Genomic DNA, 26,836 nt, shown 5'->3' on the forward strand with positions numbered 1-26,836 from the left:
CGAACGACCACAGCGCTGCGGCCACTGCGCCGCAAGCCCAAGCAGCTCACCGAAGACCCCACGGTGTTCGACGCGGGTGCCGGCAGCAATGCAATGGTGCTGCGCGCCCAGGGGGCCGCGAAGACTGCTTCGTCGAGCACGACGCGCGGCAGGGCGGCCCCGGGCTTCACCGACGAAGAGGGCACGCTCGTCGCCGCCGAGATCGGCGAGACGCCCGTCGACCAGCTCGTGCGCGCCCGTGCCCAGCAGATCGCCACGCGACTCGCGGTACCCCGGCCGCGCAGCGATTCGGCCGCGCATCGTGGCTCAGGAACCCTCGCGAGCATGCCCTATCGTGGCGGGTCAGACGAGATCGACCTCGACCGCACCATCGAAATGCTGGCCGAGCGGCCGGTGCCCGAAGACGAAGACATCATCGTGCGCGACCGCATCAGAACGAGGCGTTCTGTCGTGCTGGCGGTCGATGTGTCGGGGTCGATGAAAGGCGAGCGGGTGCAGACGGCCGCGGCAACTGTCGGCGCGCTCGCCGCTGAGCTGCAGCACGACGCGCTCGCGGTGATCGCCTTCTGGTCTGACGCGGCCATTGTGTTGAACCTCGGCCACGAGATCAAGCCGCTCGAGTTGCTCGACTCGATACTGCGGCTGCCCGCGCGTGGGCTCACGAACGTAGCGTTTCCGCTTGAGCTCGCGGCGCGCCAGCTCGCGCGGATTCCGGCACGGGATGCCCGCGTGGTGCTGCTCTCCGACTGCGTACACAACGCCGGGCCAGACCCCCGCTTGTTCGCGGGGCGGCTGCCCCGTCTCGATGTGCTCATCGACACCAGCGGTGAGCACGACGCCGAGCTCGGCCGCGAACTCGCCGCCCTCGGGCGGGGCCGCGCCCGCCTCGTGAAGACCCACCGCGACGTCGCGCCGGCGCTGAGCAGTATATTCAGCACGTGAGCACCAAACCAGGGGTGGGTATCGTGCCGCCAGTCGGCCCAGCGCCGGTGCATTCGGAGAAGGTGAACAGCGGCAGTGCATCGGCGAATCTCGCCCCGGCTGATCTGGCCGGCGCGGTCTCGCCGGCGGTCAATCGCGGCTCGCTCGTTCTCGTGCCCCTGGGGTCGACAGAGCAGCACGGCCCGCACCTGCCCCTCAGTACCGACAGCATCATCGCCACGAGGGTCGCGCACGCTGTGGCGCATTCGCTGTCGGCGGCGGCAGCCACCGCGGTGGTCGTGGCGCCGACTCTGCACTTCGGTTCGAGCGGCGAGCACCAGTCGTTCGCCGGAACCGTCTCGATCGGCACGGATGCCCTGCGGTTCGTACTCGTCGAACTGGTGCGCTCGCTGTCGACGTGGGCCGGCCGCGTGGTGTTCGTGAATGGCCACGGCGGCAACGTCGCCGCACTCGTGGGCGCGGTGGTGCAACTGCGATCCGAAGGGCACGACGTGGCCTGGCTGCCCTGTGCGACAGCTCTGCCGGCGCCCGGCACCGACACCCACGCGGGCCGTGTTGAGACGTCACTCCTGCTGCACCTCGCACCCGAACTCGTTCACCTCGACCGTGCGGAGGCCGGTGTGACTCTGCCGCTCGCCAGCATCATGGCCGCGCTCGCCGTCGGGGGAGTGGCGGCCGTGTCGCCCAACGGCATTCTGGGTGACCCCGCTGGTGCCGACGCGGCTGAGGGCGCGCGGCTGTTCGCAGCGATCGTAGCGACCGCTCACGATCTGATCGACCGCGCAACACCCACAAACCGGGGTCGCCTTGAGTGACGCCGTGACCGACTCGCATGACCAGAACGGTGGCGAGGGCATCCGGCCCCCGGCGAGTCGGTTGCCGAACGGGTTCGTAGTGCGGCTGAACCGGTTGGTGCGGGTGCGCGATGGTGGGCGAACGCTGGTGGGCGGGGCGCCCACGCGGGTGCTCTACCTCACGTCGGTGGCTCGGCGACTCTTGGCCGGTGATGCGCTCACCGTCGTTGACGACACGACGCGCGCCCTCGCCGATCGACTGCTCGAAACGGGGATGGCCGACCCTGTGGTGGGCAGCCTGGCGCCGGCCGATGAGGAGCAGCTGACATATGTGGTGCCTGCACACGAGCGAGCCGATGCGCTCGGGCGGCTGCTGGGCAGCATTCCGGCGGGCAGCAGGGTGATTGTGGTCGACGACTGCTCCGAGCATCCGGAGCCCGTGCGGGCTGTTGCCGAAGAGCACGGAGCAACACTGGTGCGACTCGAGGTCAATGTGGGGCCCGGCGGGGCGCGCAATGCGGGGCTCGCCGCCGTCACGACCCCGTTCGTGGCCTTTGTCGACTCGGATATCGTGCTCGAGCCGGGTGCGATCAAGACCCTGCTGAGGCACTTCGCCGACCCCCGCGTTGCGTTGGCCTCGCCGCGTGTGCTGGCGCTCGAGGCGGCAGAACCCGGCACTGGGTGGATCGCACGGTATGAAGAGGCTCGCTCCTCGCTTGACTTGGGCGTGCACGCGGGCATTGTGCGGCCTCGAGCTCCTGTGTCGTGGGTTCCGAGTGCGTGCCTGGTGGCCCGGGTCGACGCACTCGGCGGCGGGTTCAGCGACGGGCTGCGGGTGGGTGAAGATGTCGACCTCGTCTGGCGTCTGGCCGAGCGGGGTTGGCGCATCCGGTACGAGCCGGCGGCCGAAGTGCGGCACGAGCATCGGGTGACGCTGGGCGACTGGATGCTCCGCAAGGCCGTCTACGGAACCGGATCACTCGAGCTCGGCCGGCGTCACCCCCGCGACATCGCGCCGGTGATTCTGGCGCCCTGGAGCGCTCTGCTCGTCGTCGCGGTCGTTGCCCAGCGCCGCTGGTCGCTGCCGGCCGCACTCGTACTGATGGGGTTCACGGCGGTTCGGATCGCAGAGAAGGTGACGAAGAGCGATCACCCCTACCGGCTCGCCGGCACTCTGACCGTGACGGGTTCGCTCGCGGCGCTGACTCAGGCAATGGCGCTGCTGCTGCGGCACTGGTGGCCGGTGACGGTGCTGGCGGGGGTGCTCTCACCGCGGGTGCGCCGCGCGGCAGCAGTGGCGGCCGTCATCGATGTGGTGATCGAGTACCGGCGCACTGTGCTGGCCGCGCCGCCCCTGTCAGGAGCCCAGAGCCGGTTGCTCGACCCGGTTCGGTTCGGCATTGCGCGCAGGCTCGACGATCTGGCGTACGGGGCCGGAGTGTGGTTCAGCGCGCTCCGCGGCCGGTCGCTGGGCGCGCTGCTGCCCGACCTCCGCCGCCGTCGGGAACAGTGAGCGGCCGGCGCGGGGTGACCGGCGCGGAGTGGCCAGCGCGCGGTGACCGGCGCGGGCGACAGGCGCTTCGTAGCCCTGCGACTCAGCCGGCGAGAAGCTGCGGGGCGGCCTCGAGCTCGTCGATCTGCAGAAGGCCGAGGCCGAGCAGTGTCTGGCGCAGCTCGAGCCGATTGTGAACGCGGTGGCCGGCTGCGCTGAAGTGGCTGCGAAGCCGGGCGAGGTGCGACCGAACGGTCTGCGAGCTGATGTGCAGCATCGCAGCCACGTCGTCGACGCTCCAGTCGTTCTCCGACAGGTAGAGCGCTACTATCTCGCGTTCGCGTGGGCTCACGCGGGGAGTAGACGGTGTGGGCCGTTCGAACAACCCCCGCGCATCCGGTGACACGTACGCCTGCCCGGTGAAGGCCTGGTCGATCGCTCGAAGCAACTCGGTGAGGCCTTCGGTGACCGAGACGAACACGTCGACGCCGGCGAGGCGCAGGTCGTCGATGTGGGTGATCGAGGTCTTGTCGACCAACGCGATGATGGTGCTGGCGTGGCCCACCAGGGCTGCAAACTCGGCCGAGAGCGGGCACGAACTCAGCACCGTGCCGCCCAGAACCGCGACATCGGACTTCGGGCTGACCGGATTCACCGGGCCGATCCGCAGCACGAGGCCCGGGTACGTATACCGCGCAACAGCCGTGATGCCCTCGACCAGTATCGAACGATCGTCGAGAACGCACAGAGAACGATTCGAATTCACAGCCAGACTCCCCACCCCGCAGGTGAACTTCTGCGGGTGCTCGGCTCGCATGCGGTTGGCTAAAGTGTCAGCGCGTGGCGGGCCTACTGGAGGGCAGTGAGAGAGCTTCGTCGCATTCTGTCGCAAACGTGACGCACGGGGTAACCTGTACCCACTGGGTTCGCAGGCCCATTGTTCGAACGTGGGGTGAGAACAAGGGAGCAGCACATGGGTTTTACTGAAACTTCGGCGTGGTCGTGGCAGGGCGTCGACGGCTTGCGTTCTGGGCCGAACAACATCGTGCCCGAAAACGCGCAGACGTATCGTTCAGAGGGGCGCCGCTGGAATTTTGCCGACGTCGCCGTCTCTGACGTGGCGCAGACGCCCGCGAGAGTCACCCCCTCGAGCGACGAGCCGGAGCAGCACGACTACATCAGCGTGGTATTCGTGCGAAATGGGCGGTACGACCTGTTCGACAGGGGTGAGCGGCTGCACTTCGACTCCGGCGAGGTCGGCTTCATGCGCGGCTGGAACGCGGTCACCGGCGAGAACCCCGTGCTCTCCCGGGTGGCCATGGTCACCCTGCACCGCGAGCGTCTTGCCAACCAAGGAGTGCAGGTTCAGGGTCAGCTGGGCGGTTTCAGGATCGGCGCGCGGCTGCGGGGCCCCTCCCTGTCGTTCGTGCTCGCGTTGATGCACGAGGTGAATGCTCCGGTCACGGCCTGCACCGAGACAGCTGAATCCCCCACCTCCACAGTGCTGACGCAGCTGATGGCCGGGCTGTTTCTCGAAGACGCCGGCTATCGCATGGATTCGGCACTGCTCACCTCGGGGCTGAAGGCGCGCGCCGACGCGCTCATTGCACGCCAGGCCTCTGATCCGCTGTTCACACCCCAGCAGCTGGCCAACCAGCTCAACGTGTCGCTGCGGCATCTGCAGCGCAGTTTCAGTGCAAGCGGCGTGGGGCCAGCGGAAGCCATTCGGCTGCGACGACTCGAGATAGCCCTCCGCGCGCTGACCTCAGCGTCTCCTCACTCGGTGGGTACCATCGCACTGCAATCCGGGTTCTCGAGTGTGAAAGAGCTGCGCTTCGCGCTGCGAGCGAACTACGGCGTCACGCCGCGCGAGGTGGTGCCGGGCATCCTGCCGCAACCGAAGTAGTTGCGGGTTCGGCTCAGGCCTGCGATTTGGGCAGAGGGGTCGACTTTTCGCCGGGCTCTTCGATGAAAGTCAGGCCTGCACCGCTGTTGGCCGACGAGGTCATGACCGTGATCCATTCGCGGTTGATGACCGGTACCTTGCTGGCGGAGTAGCGAAAATACAGCGGCACAGATGAGTCGAGCCAGATGCTGCTGCGCCCGTCGCCCACGGCGGGGTCATCTTTCCACGAGAAGAAGAAACTCTCGCGACGCCGCAGCTTCGCACCGATGACGATCTGCAGATGGGTCAGAACGCGATCGTCGAATTCGATTTCGGTACCCGAATCGCCATAGACAAGCTTTCCCATTGAACTCCCTGCCTCTCAGATGCATCTCAGAATACGTGGCTGTGGGACATAAGGGTGGTCTGACTTCGGATTACCCGATTGTCGGAAGCCAGACCACAGGAATTCGAGCAACCCACAGCGTCAGAACTCGCGTGTGAATCGTTCGGGAATTCCGACAGCAGCGTCTTCGTGGGGGAGAGACGGCTGCGTCAAGACCAAACTATCCACCCGATTACCGGCAGTGACAAGCTGGCCATAGGGCCTTGACGCGTGTTTGTCGTTGCTCTAATGTGTGGTGTATTCTTAGTTCAAGTCATTTACACCTTTACTCGAAATCAGCCCTGTGAACACAACGATCGCCACCCCGGTGGCGCAGCTCGCCGTCTCGACGGTGATCTTCTCGCTGCGAGCCGGGTCGACTCTCTGGCTGCCGCTCGTGCGCCGCATCCGCGAGCCATTCGAAGGGCAGTGGGCGCTGCCGGGTGGCCCACTCGGCGCCAACGAGAGCCTCGCTGACTCGGCCGCCAGAACCCTGCAGCAGACCACGGGTCTGACCCCGCGCTATCTCGAACAGCTCTACGCGTTCGGTACCGTCGACCGTTCGCCGAGCCAGCGCGTGGTCTCGGTCGTCTACTGGGCATTGGTGCGGCCCGACGAGGCCGAGCAGGCCACCGAGGGCGAGAATGTGCGGTGGTTCTCAGCCGACGAGCTGCCGGAGCTCGCGTTCGACCACAACACCATCGTCGAATACGCCCTCTGGCGGCTGCGCAACAAGATGGAGTACAGCCGTATCGCTCACGCTTTTCTGGGTGAACGCTTCACCCTCGCCCAGTTGCGCGAGGTGTACGAAGCCGTACTCCGCCGCCCCCTCGACCCTGCCAATTTCAGGCGACAGATCGAGGCAGGCCAATCGATCGTCGCCACCGACGAATACCTCGCGGGCGGCCGACACCGGCCACCGCGCCTCTACCGCACCAACGAGTCGATCGACCTGGCCGAGAACGGCCCGCTGCCCGAGCAAGGAGCACCACATGCCCTCCGTTGACACCACCATTCAGCTCATCCGCCCGGGTTCGAAGGTCACCAGTTGCAGCCCGGCGCTGAAAGACTCGCCGTGGAACTTCGATCGGGTGCCGGTGCCCGCTTATGGCCCGGGCTCGTCGATGGCCGACGTGGCTCCGGTCTCCACCCCCCGCCAGGGTGAGATTCCGGCCGAGTACCGAACGGCCAGCGCAGCAGAACTCGATGGTCGCATCCGTGCGGCCAAGGCGACCCTCGGCGATCGACTGGTCATTCTCGGCCACTTCTACCAGCGCGACGAGGTCGTGCAGTACGCCGACTTCGTGGGTGACTCCTTTCAGCTGGCCCAGGCCGCCCGCGATCGCCCGGCGGCTGAGGCCATCGTGTTCTGCGGCGTGCACTTCATGGCCGAGACCGCCGACATGCTCTCGGGCCCGAACCAGTCGGTCATTCTGCCGAACCTCGCCGCGGGCTGCTCGATGGCCGACATGGCCGACATCGACTCGGTGACCGAGTGCTGGGAGGCGCTCGAAGAGCTGTACGGCACCGAGCCCGATGCGAGCGGGCGGGTGCCGGTCATCCTGGTGACCTACATGAACTCGTCGGCGGCGCTCAAGGGGTTCTGCGGCGAGCACGGCGGTATCGTCTGCACGTCGTCGAACGCGGCCACCGTGCTCGAGTGGGCGTTCGAGCGTGGGCAGCGCGTGCTCTTCTTTCCTGACCAGCACCTCGGTCGCAACACGGCGAAGGCCATGGGGGTGCCGCTCGAACGCATGCCCATGTGGAACCCGCAGAAGCCCCTCGGCGGCAATGACATCGAGACGATTCAGGATGCCCAGGTCATCCTGTGGCACGGGTTCTGCTCGGTGCACAAACGTTTCACAGTCGCCCAGATCGAACAGGCTCGCGCCCAGTACCCGGGCGTTCGTGTCATCGTGCACCCCGAGTGCCCGATGCCCGTCGTCGATGCGGCCGACGAAGCGGGGTCGACCGACTACATCAAGAAGGCCATCGAGGCGGCGGAGCCCGGGCAGGTGTTCGCCATCGGCACGGAGATCAACATGGTGCAACGGTTGCAGGCCGAGCACCCCGAGCACACGATCTTCTGCCTCGACCCGGTGATCTGCCCGTGTTCGACCATGTACCGCATTCACCCGGGCTATCTCGCCTGGGTGCTCGAGGCCTTCGTACGCGGCGAGGTTCTCAACCAGATCACGGTCGGCGACGAGGTATCGGTGCCGGCACGCGTGGCGCTCGAGAGAATGCTGGCGGCACGCCCGTGACCGAGCAGGTGCCGGCACGCCCGTGCCTGGTGGTGGTGGGAAGCGGCATTGCGGGGCTGATCGTCGCCATTGCGGCGAGCAGCACGCACGACGTGACGCTCATCACCAAGGCCGAGCTCGGCGAGAGCAACACCCGGTATGCCCAGGGCGGTATCGCCGCAGCGATGTTCGACGATGACAGCGTGGCGTCGCACATTGCTGACACGCTGGTGGCGGGGGCGGGCCTCAACCGGTTGTCGGCCGTCGAGGCGCTCTGCGCTGAGGGGCCCGAGCGTATTCGCGACCTCATCCGGCTCGGGGTGGAGTTCGATCGGGTGCCCGGAGGAGAACTCGCGCGGGGGCTCGAGGCGGCGCACGCGTCGGCGCGCATTCTGCACGCCGGGGGAGACGCCACCGGTTCGGCCATCGAGCGCGCGCTCGTGCGGGCGGTGCGAACCACGGCGGCGCGGGTGCTCGAGAACACGTTCGTGAACGACCTGGTGGTCGACGAGTCGGGCCGCGTGGTGGGGGTGGAGGTCGTTTCGGCTGCCGCCTGCGGTGTGGCGGGTACGATCACTGTGCTCGCCGACGCCGTGGTGCTGGCCAGCGGGGGCGCCGGGCAGCTCTACGCCCACACGACGAACCCCGCGGTCACCACGGGCGACGGGGTTGCAGCGGCTTACCGGGCCGGTGCAGAGCTCGCCGATGTGGAGTTCTACCAGTTCCACCCCACGTCGCTGGCCGTTCCGGGCAACTTTCTGGTGTCAGAGGCGGTGCGCGGTGAGGGAGCGGTGCTGCGCGGGGCCGACGGGGCGAGGTTCATGGTGGGCGTGCATCCGGATGCCGAACTGGCACCCCGAGACGTCGTCGCCCGGGCCATCGCCGAGCAGATGGCGAAGCAGGGCGGCGCGCCAGTGCTGCTCGACGCCACAGAGCTCGGGGCAGAGTTTCTCGAACGCAGGTTTCCGAGCATCAGCCAGGCGTGCCGGGCCAACGGGCTCGACTGGGGGCGGGAGCCCATCGCGGTGACGCCGGCGGCGCACTACTGGATGGGCGGGGTGCTCACCGACGACTGGGGGCGCAGCACCGTTCCCGGGCTGTTCGCGGTGGGTGAGGTGGCCTGCACGGGGGTGCACGGCGCCAACCGGCTCGCGTCGAACTCGCTGCTCGAGTCGGTTGTGTTCGCGTGGCGGGCCGTCGCCGTGCTGCAAGGGCATGCTGGTGCTGGTGCCGCGAGGTTTGTGACCGAGGGGTGGCCGGATGTCGCGGCCGACGCCGAGGGCGACTCGGCGTGGCACGTGCGTGCGCTCGGTGATGCGCCGGATTCGGGTCTGCCAACTGATCGTTCAGATGACGCCTCCGGTGACGCCTCAGATGACGCGAAGTTCAGCCGCGCGGCGCTGCAACAGCTGATGTGGAACGCCGTGGGCGTCTACCGCGATGCCGCAACCCTCAGCGCGGCCCAGGCGCAGTTCGCGCGCTGGCAGACGGCCTGCGACGCCACACCGGCCGAAACGATCACCGCCCTCGAAGACCGCAACCTGCTGCTGTTGGCCAGGCTCATCGCCGCCGCCGCACGGCAGCGCGAAGAGTCACGGGGGGCGCACTACCGTTCCGACTTCCCTGAGACATCGACTCTCTTTCACCACCACCAAATCTCCGCCCGAAAGGCCGCGCTTCCCACGTGAACCCCCCAGTGAACCCCCTCGCCAGCAGCGCCACCAGCCCCAACGCCTTCGCTGCCACCCCCGCGCTCGCCGCGAATCCAGCACTCGTGGCCAATACCCTCACCCCTCAGCTCATCGATCAGGTCGTGAGCATGGCCCTCTACGAAGACGCCCCGTGGGGGGACATCACCTCACAGACGCTGATTCCGGCCGACGCCACCGCCACCGCTGACTTGGTGGCCCGGGAGCCGGGTGTGTTCAGTGGGGGAGCCGTGTTCGCCGCGGCGTTCGGCCTGATCGACCCGTCGGTCACAGTCGAACTGCGCGTCGACGACGGTGAATCGTTCGAGGCGGGCCACGTTCTTGCCTCAGTGGCCGGCCCCGCCCGCTCGGTTCTGCAGTCAGAGCGCGTCGCCCTCAACTTCGTGCAACGCCTCTCGGGCGTCGCCACCCTCACTGCACAGTTCGTCGCCCTCACCGCCGGAACCCGTGCCCGCATCGTCGATACGCGCAAGACCACCCCGGGCCTTCGCGCGTTCGAACGCCACGCCGTGCGCTCCGGCGGCGGCCACAATCACCGCTTCTCGCTCTCTGACGCGGTGATGGCCAAAGACAACCACCTCGCCGTGATCACGGCCGACGGTCGGCGTTCGCTGACGGATGCCCTGCTCGACGTTCGCGCCGCCCTCTCGCACACCACCCACCTCGAAGCCGAGGTCGACCGCCTCGACCAGATCGAGCCCGTGCTCGCCGCGCGGGTCGACACCATCATGCTCGACAACTTCAGCCTCGCCGACCTGCGCACCGGTGTCGCGCAGGTAGCCGGCCGCGCGCTCGTGGAGGCCAGCGGATCGGTGAACCTCGACACCGTGCGCGCCATCGCCGAGACCGGCGTCGACATCATCTCGGTCGGCGCCCTCACCCACAGCGTGCGTTCGCTCGACCTCGGGCTCGATGTGACGCTCACGACAGCTCGCACGACCACACCGTGATCTACCTCGACGCGGCCGCCACCACGCCCGTTCGCCGCGAGGTGCTCGAGGCGATGTGGCCCTACCTCACGGGCGACTTCGGCAACCCGTCGAGCACGCATTCGTTGGGTGAACGGGCGGCACGGGCGCTCGCGGATGCCCGGGCCCGTGTGGCCCGTCACCTCGGCGCCCGCGCCAGCGAGGTCACGTTCACTTCGGGGGGCACCGAGGCCGACAACCTCGCCGTCAAGGGCATCGCCCTCGGGGCACCGCGGGGTCGCCACATCATCACCACGCCCATCGAGCACGAAGCTGTTCTCGAGTCGTGCGACTACCTGCGCCGACACCACGGCTTTCGCATCAGCTTTCTCGGTGTCGATCACACCGGTCGAGTCGATCCAGACGAGCTCGCTGCGCGCCTCAGCAGTGACGACACCCTGGTCTCGGTGATGTACGCGAACAATGAGGTCGGCAGCATCCAGCCCGTGGCAGAGCTCGCCGCAATCGCGCGCGCGGTGAAGGTTCCGCTGCACACCGACGCCGTGCAGGCCGCCGGGTGGCTGACACTGGATGCCCGCGCCCTCGGTGTCGATGCGCTGAGTTTCTCCGGCCACAAGCTCGGCGCGCCCAAAGGGGTGGGGGCCCTCTTCGTACGCGGCCGCGTACCGCTCGAACCTCTGATGCACGGTGGGGGGCAAGAGCGCGGTGCCCGTTCAGGAACCGAGAATGTCGCGGCGGCGGTAGGGCTGGCGCTCGCCCTCGACCTCGCAGCGGCGGAGCGCGAGACACAGGCCGCGCGGGTGACAGCGCTGCGCGACGGGTTCGTCGGTGAGGTGCTGCGGCGTGTGCCCGAGGCCGAGCTCACCGGGCATCCGGTACACAGACTGCCCGGTAGCGCATCGTTCTGTTTCGACGGCGTCAGCGGCGAAGCTGTGCTGCTCGAACTCGAGCGGGCGGGCGTTGTGTGCTCGAGCGGATCGGCGTGCGCGGCGGGAAGCGACGAGCCCTCGCACGTTCTGCTGGCGGCCGGATTCCCGCCGGAGAGGGCCCTGACGGCCGTGCGATTCACCTTCGGCGGCGAGAGCACCGAGGCCGATCTCGCTGCTGCTGCGACAGCCGTCGAGGCGGCAGTGGGTGCCGTTCGTTCGCTGGCTCGCTGACGTCTTCGGCCCTACAACAGAACCTCCCGGGCGCGCAAGTCCCCTGCCTCTGAGGGCCGTCGCCGGTAAAATTGGCGCGCGGCCACAGCCGCAAAACCATCTCGGGAGGGATAAAACACCATGAACATTCTCGTAGCGATCATCGCGATCATCGCGATTATTCTGCTCATCACAGGCGGGGTTTCGTCGTCGTTGAGCTTCTTGATCTGGGTGGGCGTCGTGCTGCTGGTCATCGCCCTCATCGTGTTCCTGCTGCGTTTCATCACGGGGCGCAAAGTCTGATCATCGATAGCTGAAGAAGCCCGGCCCGCTTTCTGCGGTGCCGGGCTTCTTTGTTTCTGCGGGGGCAGGCCAGGCCGAGACTAGGCCGAGGGCGTGCGCGGCCTGACCGTGGCCGGAACCCCGACGACCAGTGAGTGCGGCGGGGCGTCGATGAGCACGACCGCATTCGCACCCACGGCGCTGCCCTCGCCGATGGTGATGGGCCCGAGCAGTTTTGCGCCAGCGCCGAGCAGCACGTTGTCGCCGATGCTCGGATGCCGCGGCCCCGCAATGGGGCCGATGCCGCCCAGGGTGACCCCGTGGTAGATCAGCACATCGTTGCCGACCCTCGCCGTCTCACCGATGACCACACCCATGCCGTGGTCGATGAACACACGGCGGCCGATGACCGCGCCCGGGTGAATCTCGACGCCGGTGGCGAAGCGGGTCAGCTGCGAGAGCAGTCGGGCGGGCAGTCTCAGCCCCTCACGCTGCCACATCGCGTGAGTGAGGTGGTGCATCCACAGGGCGTGCAGCCCCGAGTAGCCCAGCAGAACCTCGACTTTCGAGCGTGCTGCCGGGTCGCGGAGGCGTGCGACGGCCAGGTCTTCCCTGACACGGGAGAAGAACGACACGCCCGATCTCAGCCGCGGATGTCGTCGTACAGCACCGACGAGACGTACCGCTCGCCGAAGTCGCAGACGATGGCCACGATGGTCTTGCCCGCGTTCTCGGGGCGCTTGGCGACCTCGAGCGCGGCCCACATGATGGCACCCGATGAGATGCCGGCGAGAATGCCTTCGTCAGTAGCCATTTGGCGCGCGACGCGAATGGAGTCGTCGAGTGTGACGTCGATGATCTCGTCGTAGACGGTGGTGTCGAGAATGTCGGGTACGAAGTTCGCGCCGATGCCCTGGATCTTGTGCGGCCCCGGCTTGCCGCCGTTCAGAATGGGGGAGTCCTTCGGCTCGACACCGATGATCTGAATGCCCGGTTTCTGTTCTTTCAGGTAGTTGCCGACACCCGTGATCGTGCCGCCCGTGCCGATACCCGCGATGAAGATGTCGACGGCGCCGTCGGTGTCCTCCCAGATCTCGGGGCCCGTGCTCGCGCGGTGGATGGCCGGGTTCGCGGCGTTCTCGAACTGGCGGGCCAGAACGGCGCCCTCTGTCTCGGCGACGATCTTCTCTGCCGTCTCCACAGCGCCCCGCATGCCATCGGGGCCGGGGGTCAGCACCAGTTCGGCGCCGTACGCGCGGAGCAGAACGCGGCGCTCCATGCTCATGCTCTCCGGCATGGTCAGAATCACCTTGTAGCCGCGTGCCGCGCCCACCATGGCGAGGGCAATACCGGTGTTGCCGCTGGTGCCTTCGACGATGGTGCCGCCGGGCTTCAGCGCCCCGGCAGCGACCGCCGCGTCGATGATGGCGACGCCGATGCGGTCTTTGACGCTGTTCGCGGGGTTGTAGAACTCGAGCTTTCCGAGAACGGTGGTGTCGATACCCTCGGTGAGCCGGTTGATGCGAACCAGCGGCGTGTGGCCGACGAGGTCGGTGATGTTGTCGTAAATGTGTGACATTGCAGGATGCTCCATCTGAAGACGTGAACCGCGGCCCGCACCACGCGGTGCCGGTCTCAGCCTAGCTTCGGCAGAGTGCCTTTCAGCGTATGTTCAGTCTCGGTGTGGAGCAGCCCGTTCGTGGCCAGCGCCGAACCGGCCCAGAGGGCATCCCCGCCCGCCGCACTCGTGAACCGGCCACCGGCCTCCTGCACGATCGGGATGAGCGCCGCCACGTCGTACGCCTGAAGGTCGTACTCGCACGCGACATCGACGAGGCCCTCGGCCACCATCATGTACGCCCACATCTCGCCGTACGCGCGGGTGCGCCACACGGCCTCGCTGAGTCGCAGCAGGTCGGGCAGATGACCCGCCTCGCTCCAGCCCTTGAGGCTGTTGTAGCTGATTGAGGCGTCGGCCAATGACGCCACTTTCGACGTCTGCAGGCGGCGCGGTGTCGAGGCGTTCGGGCCGGCCTCGGTCATCCAGGCGCCTGCGCCGAGGGATGCCCACCAACGCTTCTGCAGGGCCGGAGAGCTCACCACACCCACTGTTGGCACCCCGTCGATGACCAGCGCGATCAGCGTGCCCCACACCGGAACGCCGCGGAGAAAGTTGGCCGTGCCGTCGATCGGGTCGATGATCCACTGCCGGGCCGATTCACCGTTCGAGCCGAACTCTTCACCCAGCACCGAATCGTTCGGGCGGGCCGCGTCGAGCCCGTCGCGGATGGCCCGCTCGACGGCTTTGTCGGCGTCGGTCACCGGGGTACGGTCGGGTTTCGTCTCGACCACCAGGTCGAGGGAGCGAAACCGGTCGAACGAGATGGCGTCGGCCCGGTCGGCGAGGTCGAGGGCGAGAGCGAGGTCATCGGCGAGGCTGTAGTCGGTCACGGTTCCACCCTACTTCTCGAGGGTGGTGATGATCTTCTGCAGCGACTCGAGCCGGGCCTTGCCGCTCTCGCCGAGCTCACCGCCCGAGACGCGGTCGACGATCTCCCAGTCGTGGGCCTGGCTGAGTTCGATGCCCTTGGCCGATCGTGGCAGCGTGGCCGCGGGAATGGCGTAGTTGGCGAACGAACGGAGGATATTCTCCGGCTTCACGTGCCCGAGCCCGAACGAACGCACTCCGGGGGTGTCGATGATCCATCCCGGGTCGCCATCGGCATCGCGCACCCGGATGCACACCGTCGACGAGGAGGTGTGACGCCCGCGACCGGTGACGTCGTTCACGCGCCCGACGGCGCGGTCAGTGCCGGGAACGAGGGCATTCACCAGGGTCGACTTGCCAACACCCGAGTGACCGACGGTGACAGTGGTGTGGCCAACGAGCAGGGCTTTCAGGGCGTCCAGCGGGAAATCGTCTTTGGCACCCGAGATGATTTCGAGGTCGAAGCAGTCGAACTGGGTGAGAAAGTCGCTGGGGTCGGCCACATCTGTCTTGGTGATGCAGAGAATCGGGGCGAGCCCGGCGTCGAACGCCGCCACGAGGTAGCGGTCGATGAGGTTCGCCCGCGGCTCGGGGTTCGCGGCCGCCACCACGATGAGCATCTGGTCTGCGTTCGCCACGATGACGCGTTCGACCGCATCGCTGTCATCGGCGCTGCGGCGCAGCAGGGTCTTTCGCTCGTCGACCCGCACCACGCGGGCGAGGCTGCCGTCGGCGCCGGTCGTGTCGCCGACCAGCTCGACGGTGTCGCCGGTGACGATACCGAGACGGCCGAGTTCGCGGGCGCGCGAGGCGGTGATGACCGCTTCGTCGGCGGCGTTCTCGCGCACGAGCACGCCGAATCGCCCGCGGTCGACGGAGAGCACTCTGCCTTTGATGGCGTCGTTGTGCTCGGGGCGGGTCTTGGTGCGCGGCCGGTTGCCTTTCGGATTCGGCCGCATCCGGATGCTCGATTCGTCGAATTCATCGAATTCGTCGGGCTCGTCGTCGACACCGTCAGACCACCAGCTCATGCAGTCGGCCCGCCCGCATCGATCGCGACGCTGTGGCCAGCACGGCCGCTGCCGCCACCGAGCGCGCTCGAGGCCTCAGCCGACGAACCCGACACGAGCTGCAGCCACAGCGCCGCGAACTCGGGCAACGTCTTGGCGGTTGTGGCGATGTTCTCCACGATCACATCGTCGACCGCCAGCCCGATGATGGCGCCCGCGTGCGCCATGCGGTGGTCGAGGTACGTCTGCCATACACCGCCGTGCAGCGGCTGCGGTTCGATGTACAGCCCGTCGTCGAGCTCGGTCACCTTGCCGCCCAACCTGTTGATCTCGGTCGCCAGCGCCGCCAGTCGGTCGGTCTCGTGGTGGCGGATGTGCCCGATGCCCGTGATGGTGCTCGGCGAGTCGGCCAGGGCCGCCAGCGCGACCAGTGCGGGTGCCAGTTCGCCGCCCTCGCTCAGGTCGAGGTCGATGCCCCGGATGCTCGCGCCCCCGGTCACCGTCACCCGGTCGCCCTCGCGCGTCACTGTCGCACCGTACAGCGGAAGAAAGTCGATCAACCGGGCGCCCACCTGCGTGGTGCTCTCGGGCCAGCCGGTGAACGTCACCGAGCCACCCGCCACCAGCGCGGCGGCCAGGAACGGTGCCGCGTTCGACAGGTCGGGTTCGATGCTCACCTCGGCTCCTGCGATGGGGCCGGGTTCGACGCTCCACGCGGGCGCGGCAGACTCGTCGGCGCCGGTCTCGACGGTGCCAGATGCGACGGTGCCAGATGGCACGGTGCCAGACGTGACGGTGCCAGACGTGACGGTGACTCCGCGTGCGGCCAACGCCACGATGGTCATCTCGATGTGCGGCATGCTCGGCAGCCGCGAGCCCTCGTGCACGAGTCGCAGGCCCTTCTCGAACCGGGCGGCCGCGAGCAGCAGCCCCGAGACGAACTGCGAAGAGGAGGAGGCGTCGATGGTGATCTCGCCGCCCTCGACCGAGCCGGTGCCGTAGACGGTGAAGGGCAGGTTGGTGCGACCGTCGGCAGTGATGTCGACCCCGAGCGAGACGAGAGAAGAGATAGTCGTGGCCATCGGCCGTTTGCGCGCACCCTCGTCGCCGTCGAACACGATGGGGCCGAGGGCCAGAGCGGCAACAGGCGGCAGAAAGCGCATGACCGTGCCGGCCAGCCCGCAGTCGACCGTGGTACTGCCGAGCAGCTCGTCGGGCGGCGTGATGAGCCAGTCGACACCGAAGCGGCCAGAAGCCGGTGCGGGTTCGATACTCACACCGAATGAGCGCAGCGCCTCGACCATGAGGGTCGTGTCTCGGCTGTGCAGCGGCGAGCGGAGGCGTGAAGGGGCATCCGCCAGTGCCGACAGCACCAGCTCACGGTTCGTCAAGCTCTTCGACCCGGGCAGAGAGACAGTGGCGGCGAGAGGCCCGTGCGCACGCGGAGCAGCCCAGTCGGGGTTCGGCTCGGTGGGCGACGTGTCGCCGTACGGGTTGAAGTCGGGTGCGGAATATCTGGAGATAAGCATCAGTTGTCTAGGGTATCGACGTTTGATGAGGATTCGAAAGAAGGTGGCACGTGCAGGCAACGCTCGACCGCCCCCGGGTGGCCCGCATCGTAGACTGGCCGGTGATGACATCGACGAATTCTGAACCGGCAGCGGTGCCCGACCCTCGTGCGCTCTTCGAGGAGCAGGCAGTGCCGTTTCTCGACCAACTGTACGGCGCGGCGCTGCGCATGACCCGCAACCCGGCTGACGCCCAAGATCTCGTTCAAGAGACCTTCGTGAAGGCGTTCGCGGCATTCGCGCAGTTCGAGCAGGGCACGAACCTCAAGGCCTGGCTGTACCGCATTCTCACCAACACGTTCATCAACGTGTACCGCAAGAAGCAGCGCGACCCCTACCAGGGCACCACCAGCGACCTCGAAGACTGGCAGCTCGGCAATGCCGAGTCGGCCACCGCCACCGGCACTTCGAGCCGTTCGGCCGAGGCAGAGGCCATCGACCACCTGCCCGACAGCGCAGTGAAAGACGCCCTGCAGTCGATTCCCGAAGACTTTCGTCTGGCCGTGTACCTGGCCGACGTTGAGGGCTTCTCTTACCAAGAGATAGCCGACATCATGAAAACCCCCGTTGGTACCGTCATGAGCCGCCTGCACCGCGGCCGACGCCTTCTCAGGGGCCTGCTGACCGAATACGCCGAGGGTCGCGGAATACACGCGACCGAGGCGAAGGGGAGTAAGAAATGACCGACTGCGGCTGCGACAAAGCCAAGGCTGAACTCGAAGAGTATCTTCACAACGAACTCGCCAGCAACGACGCTGCCGACATTCGCGAACACATGGCCGGCTGCACCGACTGCTCCTCTGAGCTGCACGTCGGCGTCGTTCTGACCGAGGCCGTTCAGCGCGCGTGCCGAGAGGTGGCGCCAGAGAATCTGCGCGATCAGGTTCTGCTGAGCATCCGGCAGATCCAGAGCACGCACTAGTCCGCTCATCCTGAGGCGCCGGATGCCCGGTGTCGATGTTGGTTTCAGTGCTGTGTCAGTGCTGTTTCAATGCGATGGTGTGGGCTCTGCCGAAGCTCGGCCCACACCGTTTCAGAGGGTGAGTGCCCGGCTGAGCAGGTCGGCCTGCTCTTTGGCGTGCCGCTTGGCGGAGCCGGCCGCAGGGGAGGCCGCGGCGGCACGGGACTGCACCGTGATGGTGCGGCCCTCTGGCAGGCGCGGGGCCAGCTCGGCGTGGATGAACGGCCACGCGCCCTGGTTCTGCGGCTCGTCTTGAACCCAGACCAACTCGGCGTTCGGGTAACTGCCGATGACCGATGCCAGCTCGGCGGCGGGAAGCGGGTAGTACTGTTCCACGCGCACCAGAGCGATCTCGTCGTTGGGCGTCTTCTGCAGCTCGTTCAGCAGGTCGTAGTAGATCTTTCCTGCCATCAGCAGAACCCGCTTGACCTGTGCGGTGTCACCGCCCGATGTGCGCTGGTCGTCGAGCACGGGCTCGAACTTGCCCTGCGTGAGGTCGTCGACCGAGCTGGTCGCACCGCGAAGGCGAAGCATCGCCTTCGGCGTGAAGACGATGAGCGGTCGGCGGGGCCGGGCGTAAGCCTGGCGGCGCAGCAGGTGGAAGTACGACGCTGGCGTCGACGGGCGCGCCACGGTCATGTTGTTCTCCGCGCACATCTGCAGGTAGCGCTCGATGCGGGCCGACGAGTGGTCGGGGCCCTGGCCTTCGTAGCCGTGCGGCAGCAGCAGCACGAGCGACGAACGCTGGCCCCACTTCTGCTCGGCCGACGAGATGAATTCGTCGATGATGATCTGAGCGCCATTGGCGAAGTCGCCGAACTGAGCCTCCCAGAGCACGAGCGCATCGGGCCGTTCGACCGAGTAGCCGTATTCGAATCCCATCGCCGCGTATTCGCTGAGCAGCGAGTCGTAGATCCAGAATTTGGCCTGGTTGTCGCTGAGGTTGACGAGCGGCAGCCACTCCTGGCCGTTGTCACGGTCGTGGAGCACCGCGTGGCGCTGAACGAACGTGCCCCGGCGGGTGTCTTGGCCCGAGAACCGAACAGGAGTACCTTCGAGCAGCAGTGAGCCTAGTGCGAGCAACTCGCCGAAAGCCCAGTCGATGGTTCCGTTGCGGCTCATCTCGAGGCGCTTCTGCAGCAGTTGCTGAAGCTTCGGGTGAACGGTGAACCCGGCGGGCGGGTTGTTGAACGCGTCGCCGATGAGGGCGACGGTTGAGGCCGGCACGCCGGTGGACTCTGGCTCGCCCGCACCGTCGTCGGCCTGCTGCGCCTCGGGGCGCTCGAGGTCGCTCACGGCGTTCATGTCGCTCGTGATGATGGGGATCGACGAGGTCTGCGCCGCGTGGGTCTCTGCGAAGGCGCGCTCGAGGCGGTCTTGGAAGTCGCGGTGCGCGGCCTCGTACTCCTCTTGGCTGATGTCGCCCCGACCGATCAGCGACTCGGTGTAGAGCTTTCGCACAGACCGCTTCGCTTCGATCAGGTTGTACATCAACGGCTGCGTCATCGAGGGGTCATCGCCCTCGTTGTGGCCGCGGCGGCGGTAGCAGATGAGGTCGATGACCACGTCGCTCTTGAACTCCTGGCGGTACTCGAAGGCCAGCTGCGCCACACGCACCACTGACTCGGGGTCGTCGCCGTTCACGTGGAAGATCGGCGCCTGGATCGACTTGGCCACGTCGGTGGAGTAAACGGAGGAGCGTGAATCGCTCGGCCGTGTGGTGAAGCCCACCTGGTTGTTGATGTTGACGTGAATCGTTCCGCCGATTTTGTAGCCGCGGAGCTTCTCCATCTGCATGGTCTCATACACGATGCCCTGGCCGGCCATGGCCGCGTCACCGTGGATGAGAATCGGCAGCGTGGAATACGTTCCGCGGGGCTTTCGGTCTTGCTTGGCGCGCACGACACCTTCGAGCACGCCGTTGACGGCTTCGAGGTGCGAGGGGTTCGCCGCAATGTAGACGGGAATCTCCTTGCCGTCGCCGCTCACGAAGGTGCCCTCGGTGCCGAGGTGGTACTTCACGTCGCCAGAGCCCTGAACGGTACGTGGGTCTTGGGTGCCCTCGAACTCACGGAAGATCTGCCCGTACGTCTTGCCGGCGATGTTCGTCAGAACGTTGAGGCGACCACGGTGGGCCATGCCGATGGCGACCTCGTCGAGGCCTTCATCGGCGGCCGACTGGAGTACAGCATCCAGTAGCGCAATCGTCGACTCGCCGCCCTCGAGGCTGAATCGCTTCTGACCGACATACTTCGTCTGCAAGAACGTCTCGAAGGCCTCGGACTCGTTCAGCTTCGACAGGATGCGCATCTGCTCATCGTGATTCGGCTTGGCGTAGGGGCGCTCGATCTTGTCTTGCATCCACTTGCGCTGAACCGGGTCTTGAATGTGCATGTACTCGATGCCGGTCTTGCGGCAGTAGGCGTCACGCAGAATGCCGAGAATGTCGCGGAGCAGCAGTTGCGGCTTGCCGCCGAGACCGCCTGTGACGAACTCGCGGTCAAGATCCCACAGGGTGAGCCCGTGGGTGGCGATGTCGAGGTCGGGGTGGGTGCGCTGCTTGTACTCGAGCGGGTCGATGTCGGCCATCAGGTGGCCGCGCACGCGGAACGAGTTGATGAGCTCCTGCACGCGCGAGGTCTTGTCGACCGCGTCGGAGAGGTCGACGCTGATGTCGGGCGCCCAGTGGATGGGCACGTAGGGAATACGGAGTTCGGCGAAGATGTCTTCGTAGAAGCCGCGTTGGCCGAGCAGCAGCTCGTGCACCTTCTTCAAGAACTCGCCCGAGCCGGCACCCTGGATGACCCGGTGGTCGTAGGTGCTGGTGAGGGTGATGATCTTGCCGATTCCCAGCTCGGTGAGCGTGCGGTTCGACGAGCCCTGGAACTCGGCCGGGTACTCGAGGGCGCCGGCGCCGATGATGGCGCCAGAGCCCTTCATGAGCCGCGGGATGGAGTGCACCGTGCCGATGCCGCCCGGGTTCGTGAGCGAGATGGTGGCGCCCTGGAAGTCGCCGGCGGTCAGCTTGTTCGAGCGGGCCTTGGCAACGAGTTCGTCGTAGGCCGAGAGGAACTCGGCGAAGTCCATGGTGTCGGCGCGCTTGATGGCGGGCACTACCAGGGCACGGGTGCCGTCGGCCTTCGGCATGTCGATGGCGATGCCGAGCCCCACGTGCGCGGGGGAGACCACCATGGGCTTGCCGTCGACGACGTCGTAGTAGACGTTCTGGCTGGGGAACTCTTTGAGCGCCTTCACCAGGGCCCAGCCGATGAGGTGCGTGAACGACACCTTGCCGCCCCGGGCGCGCTTGAGGTTCGAGTTGATGACGATGCGGTTGTCGATGAGCAGCTTGGCCGGGATGCTGCGAACGCTCGTTGCCGTCGGCACCGAGAGCGAGGCATCCATGTTCGTGGCCAGCGACTTTGCCGGGCCGCGAAGGGGCGAGACCTTGTCTTGCTCGGCTTCATCGTCGCTGATCTGCGGGCGGAGCGTGGCCTCGGCCGGGATGGGCTGGGGGCTGGCCTGCATGGAGGTGGTGCGCGCGACGGGAGCGGTGGCCGGGGTGGGTGCGGCGGCTGCGGGAGTCGCAGCTGGTGCCGCGGGGGCTGCCGGTGCTGCCGTAGGGGCTGCCGGTGTCTCTGCCGCAGGGGCAGCGGGGGCCTCAGCGGGCGCGCCGCCCTCGGCCAGCTCGCCGCTCGACGGCTTGTAGTGCTCGAGAATCGACCACCACGATTCGTCTACCGAGTTCTTGTCGACGATGTACTGCTCGTACAGCTCATCGACGAGCCACTCGTTCGCACCAAATTCGCCCGACGAACCGTCGTCAGTTCCTGTTCCGGTCAACTGGCTTGACACAGCCGATCGCCCACTCTCGTCAAATCGCACTCTGTATAGGGACACCGTGTTCACGTGCCAGACAGCTGCGCTGAAGAATCTTCACGCGCCGACACGTGCTCAACCAGCTTAAACCCATGAACTGCACGTCGGCTTACCGTGTGGGAGGTCTACCGTTGGTGTCATGAAATTCTTGTCGACACCCGAGCACACCGATCTGACCTATTCCGACGTCTTTCTTGTGCCGTCGCGTTCAGACATCCGAAGCAGGCTCGACGTGTCGCTCGCGCCGGGAGACGGAACGGGGGCGACGATTCCGCTTGTGGCCGCCAACATGAACTCGGTCACCGGGCCGCGCCTGGCGGCGACGCTGGCGCGGCGGGGCGGGCTCGGGGTGCTGCCGCAAGACATGCATCTGCAAGACCTCGACGCGGCCATCCGGTGGGTGAAGGCGCAGTCGGTCGAGTACGACACGCCTTTCGACTTCCGGCCCGATGCGACAGTCGAAAAAGCCCTCACCGTGCTGCCGGCGGTCGCGGGCCAGGGTATCGTCGTTCACGACGCGGCCGGCGTGTTTCTGGGGTGTATTCCCGCACTGCGGCTCGCCTCGGCGTTGCCCGATGCGAAACTCGGCGACTTGCTGCACGGGCCGCTCACGTCGCTCGCCGCCGACGACTTCGCCACACCCCGCGAGGCGTTCGACGCGATGGTGGCAGCCGACCTCGACTTCGCACCCGTCACGCGGCACGGCCGGGTCATCGGCACGCTCAGCCGCACAGGGGCCCTCCGTTCGACCATCTATGAGCCGGCTCTGGATGCCCACGGGCGCCTGCGCGTAGCCGCAGCCCTCGGCATCAACGGTGATGTCGCGGCCAAAGCCCGTGCGCTGGCGTCGGCCGGGGTCGACGTGCTCGTGCTCGACACCGCCCACGGCCACCAAGACGCCATGGTCGCGGCCATCCGAACGGTACGGGCGGCGGGGCTCGGCCTGCCGATCGTCGCGGGCAACGTGGTGACCGCCGACGGCGTGCGCGACCTGGCACAGGCCGGTGCTGACATCATCAAAGTCGGGGTCGGCCCCGGAGCCATGTGCACCACGCGCATGATGACGGCGGTGGGGCGGCCGCAGTTCTCTGCCGTACTCGAGACGGCTTCTGCGGCGACTCTCTACGGGGTGCATGTGTGGGCCGACGGGGGAGTACGTTACCCGCGCGACGTCGCGCTGGCGTTGGCGGCCGGTGCGGCATCCGTCATGATCGGGTCGTGGTTCGCCGGAACCATCGAGGCGCCCGGGGTGCTGCGCCACGATGCGGCCGGGCGACTCTACAAGGAGAACTACGGCATGGCATCCGCGAAGGCCGTCACCGATCGGTTCGGGCGGCTGGGGGCGTATGAGCTCGCACGAAAGCAGCTGTTCGCCGAGGGTATCTCGTCGAGCATGATCTACCTCGACCCGCTTCGCCCCTCGGTCGAAGACCTGCTCGACATGATCACGGCCGGGCTTCGCAGCTCATTCACCTACGCGGGGGCTGCGAGTGTGGAGGAGTTTCACGATCGGGCCAGGGTGGGCATCCAATCGGCAGCAGGGTACGAAGAAGGAAAGGCGCTGCCCGTTTCTTGGTGAATGCTCAGACTCTCGCCCGTATGATTGTAAGCACTCATGGATGACCCTCCCTCACTCTGGCCGCCCGTTCTGAAACCCAGCCTGCTGTGCGGTGATCGCCGTGCTCTCTGACTGGCTTCTGCTTCTGGGCGGGCTCGTTCTGACCGTCGGCACCGGGTTCTTCGTGGCCAGCGAGTTCTCGCTGGTCAACCTCGATCGCAGCGATCTCGAAGGTCGCCAGAGTCGCGGCGAGAAGGGCCTCGCGCCCACCATCGCGGCCCTTCGCATCACCTCGACGCACCTCTCGAGTGCGCAACTGGGCATCACCCTGACCACCCTGCTCACGGGGTACCTCATGGAGCCGGCCATCAGCAGTCTGCTGCGCGGGCCGCTCGACACTGTCGGGCTTGCTGACGAGCTGACGGTGGTGGTGGCGTCGATCGTGTCGATCGTCATCGCCACGCTGCTGTCGATGATCGTGGGCGAGCTGGTACCGAAGAATTTCGCGCTGGCGCTGCCCATTCAGACGGCGAAACTGGTCATTCCCTTTCAGCGGGCGTTCACGGCCGTCTTTCGGCCTGCGGTGCTGGTGCTGAACAACTCGGCCAACGCCATCATCCGGGCATTCGGCATCGAGCCGAAAGAAGAGCTGTCTGGTGCGCGAACGGCCGACGAGCTGTCGTCGCTCGTTCGACGGTCGGCTCTCGAGGGCAGCCTCGACGTCGACACCGCCACGCTGCTGAACCGCACCCTGCTGTTCTCGGGGCACGATGCTTCAGACGTCATGACGCCCCGGCCGCGTATCGCCGCGCTGAAGCGCACGGCGTCGGCAAAAGACGTCATCGATCTCGCCAACTCCACCGGGTACAGCCGGTTTCCCATCATCGACGACAGCCTCGACGACGTCGTGGGCGTGGCGCACGTGAAGCAGGCTGTCTCCGTGCCCCGCTCGAAGCGCGCCGAGGTGCCGGTGGTGGCGCTGCTCAGCGAACCGCTGCGGGTGCCAGAGACCATGAAGCTCGACCTGCTGCTCGGCGAGTTGCGGGGTCGCGGCTACCAGATGGCCGTCGTGCTCGACGAGTACGGCGGCACCGCGGGTGTCGTCACCCTCGAAGACCTGGTCGAAGAGCTGGTGGGTGAGTTGAACGACGAACACGACCGCACCCGGGCGGGCGTCATCAAGAGCCGCAACACCATCTCGTTTCCCGGCCAGCTGCGCCCCGACGAGCTGCTCGAACGGGCTGCCATCACGGTGCCAGAAGAGGGGCCGTACGAGACCGTGGCCGGGTTCGTGATGAGCGAGCTCGGGCGCCTGCCGAAGATCGACGACACCGTGCAGTTGCCCGACGGTGAACTGCGGGTGGAACGAATGGATGGCCGCCGCATCGATCGCCTGAGATTCACCCCCACACCCATCGAGCCGCTGGTTCCGGCTGCCGGGGTTTCTTCTGCCGTGGTTTCTTCTGCCCACCCGGTTTCCGATGCCACGACCACCGAGGAGGCTCGCAATGTCTGACTGGGCCGGCATTCTCTGGTTGTTCGTACTGCTGCTCGTGAACGGGTTCTTCGTTGCGGCCGAATTCGCTGTCATCTCGGCGCGGCGTTCGCAGATCGAGCCCCTCGCCGAATCCGGCATGCAACGCGCAAAGACCGCGCTGTGGGCCATGGAACACGCGACGCTGATGCTCGCGACCAGCCAGCTGGGCATCACCGTGGCATCACTGCTCATTCTGAATGTGTCAGAACCGGCCATCCATCACCTGCTCGAAGGGCCGCTGCACCTCACCGGCTGGAGCGAAGACGTCATCACCGGCGTGGCATTCGTCATCACGCTTGTGCTGGTGTCGTTTCTGCACGTGGTGATCGGTGAGATGGTGCCGAAGAACCTCTCGTTCTCTGTGCCCGACCGTGCCGTGCTGCTGCTGGCGCCGCCGCTGGTGTTCGTGGCTCGCATCTTCAGGTTCGTCATCGTGGCGCTGAACGCCACGGCGAACGGGGTCGTGCGGCTGTTCGGGGTCGAGCCGAAGAACGAGGCCGCGAGCACGTACACGCTCGACGAGGTGTCGAACATCGTGGCGCAGTCGACCCGCGAGGGGGTGCTCGACGACAATTCGGGTGCCCTGCACGCGGCGTTCGAGTTCACTGAGAAGACGGTTGTGTCGGTGGCGCTGCCGGTCGACCGGCTCGTCACGCTGGGCCGAGGGGCAACCCCGGCCGATGTGGAGCGGGCCGTGGCGAAGTACGGTTTCTCGCGGTACGTCATCGTCAACCCGGAGGGCGACCCGACGGGGTACCTGCACCTGAAAGACGTGATCGACCTCGACGATGACGAGTTCGATCAGCCGGTGCCGGCCAAGCGCATCCGCCAGCTGGCGTCGATCTACGATGGCACCGAGCTCGAAGACGCACTCGCGACCATGCGCCGCACAGGCGCTCATGTGGCCCGGTCGTTCACTTCGGAGGGGGCAACGAGCGGGGTGCTGTTTCTCGAAGACGTGATCGAGGAGCTCGTGGGCGAGGTTCAAGACGCAACTCGTCGCATCTGACCGGTGCGGCGCCGTTGACCGGCGGTGGGCCGCTTCGCGGCGCGCCCGCTTCTGACTCACCCCACTTCTGCCGACCCACTTAATCGAGTCGGCGAAGTTTGCGGGTTGTGAGCTGCGGCACCCGCAAACTTTGCCGAGTGGGCGGAGTAGTCAGGGAGAGACCTGTGGATAACTCGGTTTCGGGCATCCGGTGGGCGCACGATGGGGGCATGAGTCGACGCACCCCACTGCCCCCCGAACTCGGCATGCCTTTCAGCCGAGTGGATGCCCGGGCCGCCGGCGGCCGGCTTCGCGCCGCAGACCTGCACCGGCCGTTCCACGCGGTGCGGGCGATTGAGGCGCCGCACACGGTGCAGCAGTTCTGCGCGGCGTACGCGCCGAGGCTCCCGCCGGGGCAGATGTTCAGCCACACGACGGCAGCGCTGCTGTGGAACCTGCCGATTGAGTCCGCCAGAGCCTCGCCCGCTGGCATCCATGTGTCGGTGTTCTCGCCGGGGTGGCCGCCGCGCACGGTCGGCGTCACGGGTCACCGGCTCGACGACAACCGCGTTTCGGTCGAACTGCGTCACGGATTCCCTGTGACCGACATCGCCTCGACCTGGTGCCACCTCGCCAGCCTCGTCTCCCTCGACGAGCTGGTGGTCGCGGGCGATGCGGCTGTACTGGTTCCCGTGCATCCGGGGAGGGGCGACCGCCGACCACATGCGAGCATCGAGCTGCTGCGCGACCGGCTCTACGACTACCGCGGGCGCGGCAAATGTCGCCTGCAGGAGGCCCTCGATCTAGTGCGCGTGGGTGCCGAGTCACCGCGCGAGACCAGCCTGCGGCTACTGCTCGTTCGGGCCGGACTGCCCGAGCCTGAACTGAACGTCGACCGGTTCGACGACGACGGTACGTTCATCGGTCGGGCCGATCTCTTCTACCGGCAGTGGATGGTCGTGGTCGATTACGACGGAGACCAGCACCGCACCGCCTCCGGCCCCGCCCCCGGCCCGAACGAGCAGTAGCCGCAGGCTGGTCTCGCGC

General features: G+C 67.0%; 24 protein-coding genes. 16 read left to right on the forward strand and 8 right to left on the reverse strand.

Features of this window, described 5'->3' with window-relative positions; genetic code table 11:
• Positions 1 to 63: 63 nt before the first annotated feature.
• The 3 genes from D4765_RS10670 to mftF are packed head-to-tail and all read left to right on the forward strand — an operon-like array spanning position 64 to position 3,249.
• A complete protein-coding gene (locus D4765_RS10670; protein WP_201799287.1) occupies positions 64 to 942 on the forward strand; it encodes a vWA domain-containing protein in 879 nt (292 codons plus the stop codon).
• Positions 939 to 1,757, forward strand: a complete 819-nt coding sequence (gene mftE / locus D4765_RS10675) for a mycofactocin biosynthesis peptidyl-dipeptidase MftE (RefSeq protein ID WP_237280379.1) — start codon at positions 939 to 941, stop codon at positions 1,755 to 1,757. Before D4765_RS10670 ends, mftE begins: the two co-directional genes overlap by 4 nt.
• A 4-nt stretch (positions 1,758 to 1,761) precedes the next feature.
• Entirely contained in the window at positions 1,762 to 3,249 is a 1,488-nt protein-coding gene (mftF, locus tag D4765_RS10680) for a mycofactocin biosynthesis glycosyltransferase MftF (protein ID WP_201799288.1), read from the forward strand.
• Positions 3,250 to 3,331: 82 nt separating this feature from the next.
• Here mftF and D4765_RS10685 read toward each other — a convergent pair whose 3' ends face one another.
• Positions 3,332 to 3,994, reverse strand: coding sequence for a helix-turn-helix transcriptional regulator (locus D4765_RS10685; RefSeq protein WP_161580416.1), 663 nt, complete (start codon positions 3,992 to 3,994; stop codon positions 3,332 to 3,334).
• A 207-nt stretch (positions 3,995 to 4,201) separates the two neighbouring features.
• On the opposite strand from D4765_RS10685, the gene D4765_RS10690 reads away from it, so the two are divergent.
• A complete protein-coding gene (locus D4765_RS10690) occupies positions 4,202 to 5,134 on the forward strand; it encodes an AraC family transcriptional regulator (protein WP_136642286.1) in 933 nt (310 codons plus the stop codon).
• Between the two features lie 13 nt (positions 5,135 to 5,147).
• On the opposite strand, the gene D4765_RS10695 is transcribed toward D4765_RS10690, so the two are convergent.
• Complete coding sequence (locus D4765_RS10695) at positions 5,148 to 5,480, reverse strand: DUF7882 family protein (protein ID WP_136642287.1); 333 nt, start codon at positions 5,478 to 5,480, stop codon at positions 5,148 to 5,150.
• Positions 5,481 to 5,802: 322 nt separating this feature from the next.
• Here D4765_RS10695 and D4765_RS10700 point away from each other — a divergent pair, with 322 nt between their 5' ends.
• The 6 genes from D4765_RS10700 (at position 5,803) to D4765_RS19360 (ending at position 11,821) form a co-directional block, all read left to right on the forward strand.
• The gene (locus D4765_RS10700; protein ID WP_237280380.1) at positions 5,803 to 6,504 is read left to right on the forward strand and encodes an NUDIX hydrolase; all 702 of its coding nucleotides are present in this window, start codon (positions 5,803 to 5,805) and stop codon (positions 6,502 to 6,504) included.
• Positions 6,491 to 7,762, forward strand: coding sequence for a quinolinate synthase NadA (nadA, locus tag D4765_RS10705; protein WP_136642288.1), 1,272 nt, complete (start codon positions 6,491 to 6,493; stop codon positions 7,760 to 7,762). The genes D4765_RS10700 and nadA overlap by 14 nt, the downstream gene beginning before the upstream one ends.
• The gene (nadB, locus tag D4765_RS10710) at positions 7,759 to 9,429 is read left to right on the forward strand and encodes an L-aspartate oxidase (protein ID WP_237280381.1); all 1,671 of its coding nucleotides are present in this window, start codon (positions 7,759 to 7,761) and stop codon (positions 9,427 to 9,429) included. The genes nadA and nadB overlap by 4 nt, the downstream gene beginning before the upstream one ends.
• A 131-nt stretch (positions 9,430 to 9,560) precedes the next feature.
• Positions 9,561 to 10,400 (forward strand): carboxylating nicotinate-nucleotide diphosphorylase, encoded by an 840-nt coding sequence (gene nadC / locus D4765_RS10715; protein WP_136642309.1) that lies wholly within the window; start codon positions 9,561 to 9,563, stop codon positions 10,398 to 10,400.
• Positions 10,397 to 11,539 (forward strand): cysteine desulfurase family protein, encoded by a 1,143-nt coding sequence (locus tag D4765_RS10720; protein WP_136642289.1) that lies wholly within the window; start codon positions 10,397 to 10,399, stop codon positions 11,537 to 11,539. The genes nadC and D4765_RS10720 overlap by 4 nt, the downstream gene beginning before the upstream one ends.
• A gap of 120 nt (positions 11,540 to 11,659) precedes the next feature.
• Positions 11,660 to 11,821, forward strand: a complete 162-nt coding sequence (locus tag D4765_RS19360; RefSeq protein ID WP_162849202.1) for a hypothetical protein — start codon at positions 11,660 to 11,662, stop codon at positions 11,819 to 11,821.
• A gap of 80 nt (positions 11,822 to 11,901) precedes the next feature.
• On the opposite strand, the gene epsC is transcribed toward D4765_RS19360, so the two are convergent.
• Genes epsC through D4765_RS10745 form a run of 5 tightly spaced genes read right to left on the reverse strand, consistent with a single transcriptional unit; the run spans position 11,902 to position 16,827 of the window.
• Positions 11,902 to 12,435 carry a serine O-acetyltransferase EpsC gene (epsC, locus tag D4765_RS10725; RefSeq protein WP_136642290.1) on the reverse strand — a complete coding sequence of 178 codons (534 nt, stop codon included), beginning with the start codon at positions 12,433 to 12,435 and terminating at the stop codon, positions 11,902 to 11,904.
• Between the two features lie 8 nt (positions 12,436 to 12,443).
• Complete coding sequence (cysK, locus tag D4765_RS10730; protein WP_136642291.1) at positions 12,444 to 13,379, reverse strand: cysteine synthase A; 936 nt, start codon at positions 13,377 to 13,379, stop codon at positions 12,444 to 12,446.
• A 56-nt stretch (positions 13,380 to 13,435) separates the two neighbouring features.
• A complete protein-coding gene (locus D4765_RS10735) occupies positions 13,436 to 14,251 on the reverse strand; it encodes an inositol monophosphatase family protein (protein WP_136642292.1) in 816 nt (271 codons plus the stop codon).
• A gap of 9 nt (positions 14,252 to 14,260) precedes the next feature.
• Positions 14,261 to 15,319 carry a ribosome small subunit-dependent GTPase A gene (rsgA, locus tag D4765_RS10740; protein WP_136642293.1) on the reverse strand — a complete coding sequence of 353 codons (1,059 nt, stop codon included), beginning with the start codon at positions 15,317 to 15,319 and terminating at the stop codon, positions 14,261 to 14,263.
• Entirely contained in the window at positions 15,316 to 16,827 is a 1,512-nt protein-coding gene (locus D4765_RS10745; protein ID WP_136642294.1) for a 3-phosphoshikimate 1-carboxyvinyltransferase, read from the reverse strand. The genes rsgA and D4765_RS10745 overlap by 4 nt, the downstream gene beginning before the upstream one ends.
• 104 nt (positions 16,828 to 16,931) lie before the next feature.
• Between D4765_RS10745 and D4765_RS10750 the strand changes: the two genes are divergently transcribed.
• Positions 16,932 to 17,549 carry a sigma-70 family RNA polymerase sigma factor gene (locus D4765_RS10750; RefSeq protein ID WP_136642310.1) on the forward strand — a complete coding sequence of 206 codons (618 nt, stop codon included), beginning with the start codon at positions 16,932 to 16,934 and terminating at the stop codon, positions 17,547 to 17,549.
• Entirely contained in the window at positions 17,546 to 17,788 is a 243-nt protein-coding gene (locus D4765_RS10755; protein WP_136642295.1) for a zf-HC2 domain-containing protein, read from the forward strand. Before D4765_RS10750 ends, D4765_RS10755 begins: the two co-directional genes overlap by 4 nt.
• 111 nt (positions 17,789 to 17,899) lie before the next feature.
• On the opposite strand, the gene D4765_RS10760 is transcribed toward D4765_RS10755, so the two are convergent.
• Complete coding sequence (locus D4765_RS10760) at positions 17,900 to 21,682, reverse strand: multifunctional oxoglutarate decarboxylase/oxoglutarate dehydrogenase thiamine pyrophosphate-binding subunit/dihydrolipoyllysine-residue succinyltransferase subunit (protein WP_136642296.1); 3,783 nt, start codon at positions 21,680 to 21,682, stop codon at positions 17,900 to 17,902.
• Positions 21,683 to 21,845: 163 nt separating this feature from the next.
• Here D4765_RS10760 and guaB1 point away from each other — a divergent pair, with 163 nt between their 5' ends.
• From guaB1 to D4765_RS10780, 4 genes are all read left to right on the forward strand, one after another.
• A complete protein-coding gene (gene guaB1 / locus D4765_RS10765) occupies positions 21,846 to 23,285 on the forward strand; it encodes a GMP reductase (RefSeq protein ID WP_136642297.1) in 1,440 nt (479 codons plus the stop codon).
• Between the two features lie 91 nt (positions 23,286 to 23,376).
• Positions 23,377 to 24,780, forward strand: a complete 1,404-nt coding sequence (locus tag D4765_RS10770) for a hemolysin family protein (protein WP_136642298.1) — start codon at positions 23,377 to 23,379, stop codon at positions 24,778 to 24,780.
• A complete protein-coding gene (locus tag D4765_RS10775) occupies positions 24,773 to 25,810 on the forward strand; it encodes a hemolysin family protein (RefSeq protein ID WP_136642299.1) in 1,038 nt (345 codons plus the stop codon). Before D4765_RS10770 ends, D4765_RS10775 begins: the two co-directional genes overlap by 8 nt.
• A gap of 164 nt (positions 25,811 to 25,974) precedes the next feature.
• On the forward strand, positions 25,975 to 26,817 hold the full coding sequence (locus D4765_RS10780) for a hypothetical protein (protein WP_136642300.1): 843 nt from the start codon (positions 25,975 to 25,977) through the stop codon (positions 26,815 to 26,817).
• The last annotated feature ends 19 nt before the right edge of the window (positions 26,818 to 26,836 follow it).

Origin of the sequence: Subtercola vilae, from assembly GCF_004923255.1 — a bacterium.
GTDB lineage: Bacteria > Actinomycetota > Actinomycetes > Actinomycetales > Microbacteriaceae > Subtercola > Subtercola vilae.

Coding starts and splice junctions, on each gene's coding strand:
- D4765_RS10690 (WP_136642286.1), top strand. CDS start 4,202: ATGGGTTTTACTGAAACTTCGGCGTGGTCGTGGCAGGGCGTCGACGGC.
- D4765_RS10695 (WP_136642287.1), bottom strand. CDS start 5,480: ATGGGAAAGCTTGTCTATGGCGATTCGGGTACCGAAATCGAATTCGAC.
- nadA (WP_136642288.1), top strand. CDS start 6,491: ATGCCCTCCGTTGACACCACCATTCAGCTCATCCGCCCGGGTTCGAAG.
- nadC (WP_136642309.1), top strand. CDS start 9,561: ATGGCCCTCTACGAAGACGCCCCGTGGGGGGACATCACCTCACAGACG.
- D4765_RS19360 (WP_162849202.1), top strand. CDS start 11,660: ATGAACATTCTCGTAGCGATCATCGCGATCATCGCGATTATTCTGCTC.
- cysK (WP_136642291.1), bottom strand. CDS start 13,379: ATGTCACACATTTACGACAACATCACCGACCTCGTCGGCCACACGCCG.
- rsgA (WP_136642293.1), bottom strand. CDS start 15,319: ATGAGCTGGTGGTCTGACGGTGTCGACGACGAGCCCGACGAATTCGAT.
- D4765_RS10745 (WP_136642294.1), bottom strand. CDS start 16,827: ATGCTTATCTCCAGATATTCCGCACCCGACTTCAACCCGTACGGCGAC.
- D4765_RS10750 (WP_136642310.1), top strand. CDS start 16,932: ATGACATCGACGAATTCTGAACCGGCAGCGGTGCCCGACCCTCGTGCG.
- D4765_RS10755 (WP_136642295.1), top strand. CDS start 17,546: ATGACCGACTGCGGCTGCGACAAAGCCAAGGCTGAACTCGAAGAGTAT.
- guaB1 (WP_136642297.1), top strand. CDS start 21,846: ATGAAATTCTTGTCGACACCCGAGCACACCGATCTGACCTATTCCGAC.
- D4765_RS10775 (WP_136642299.1), top strand. CDS start 24,773: ATGTCTGACTGGGCCGGCATTCTCTGGTTGTTCGTACTGCTGCTCGTG.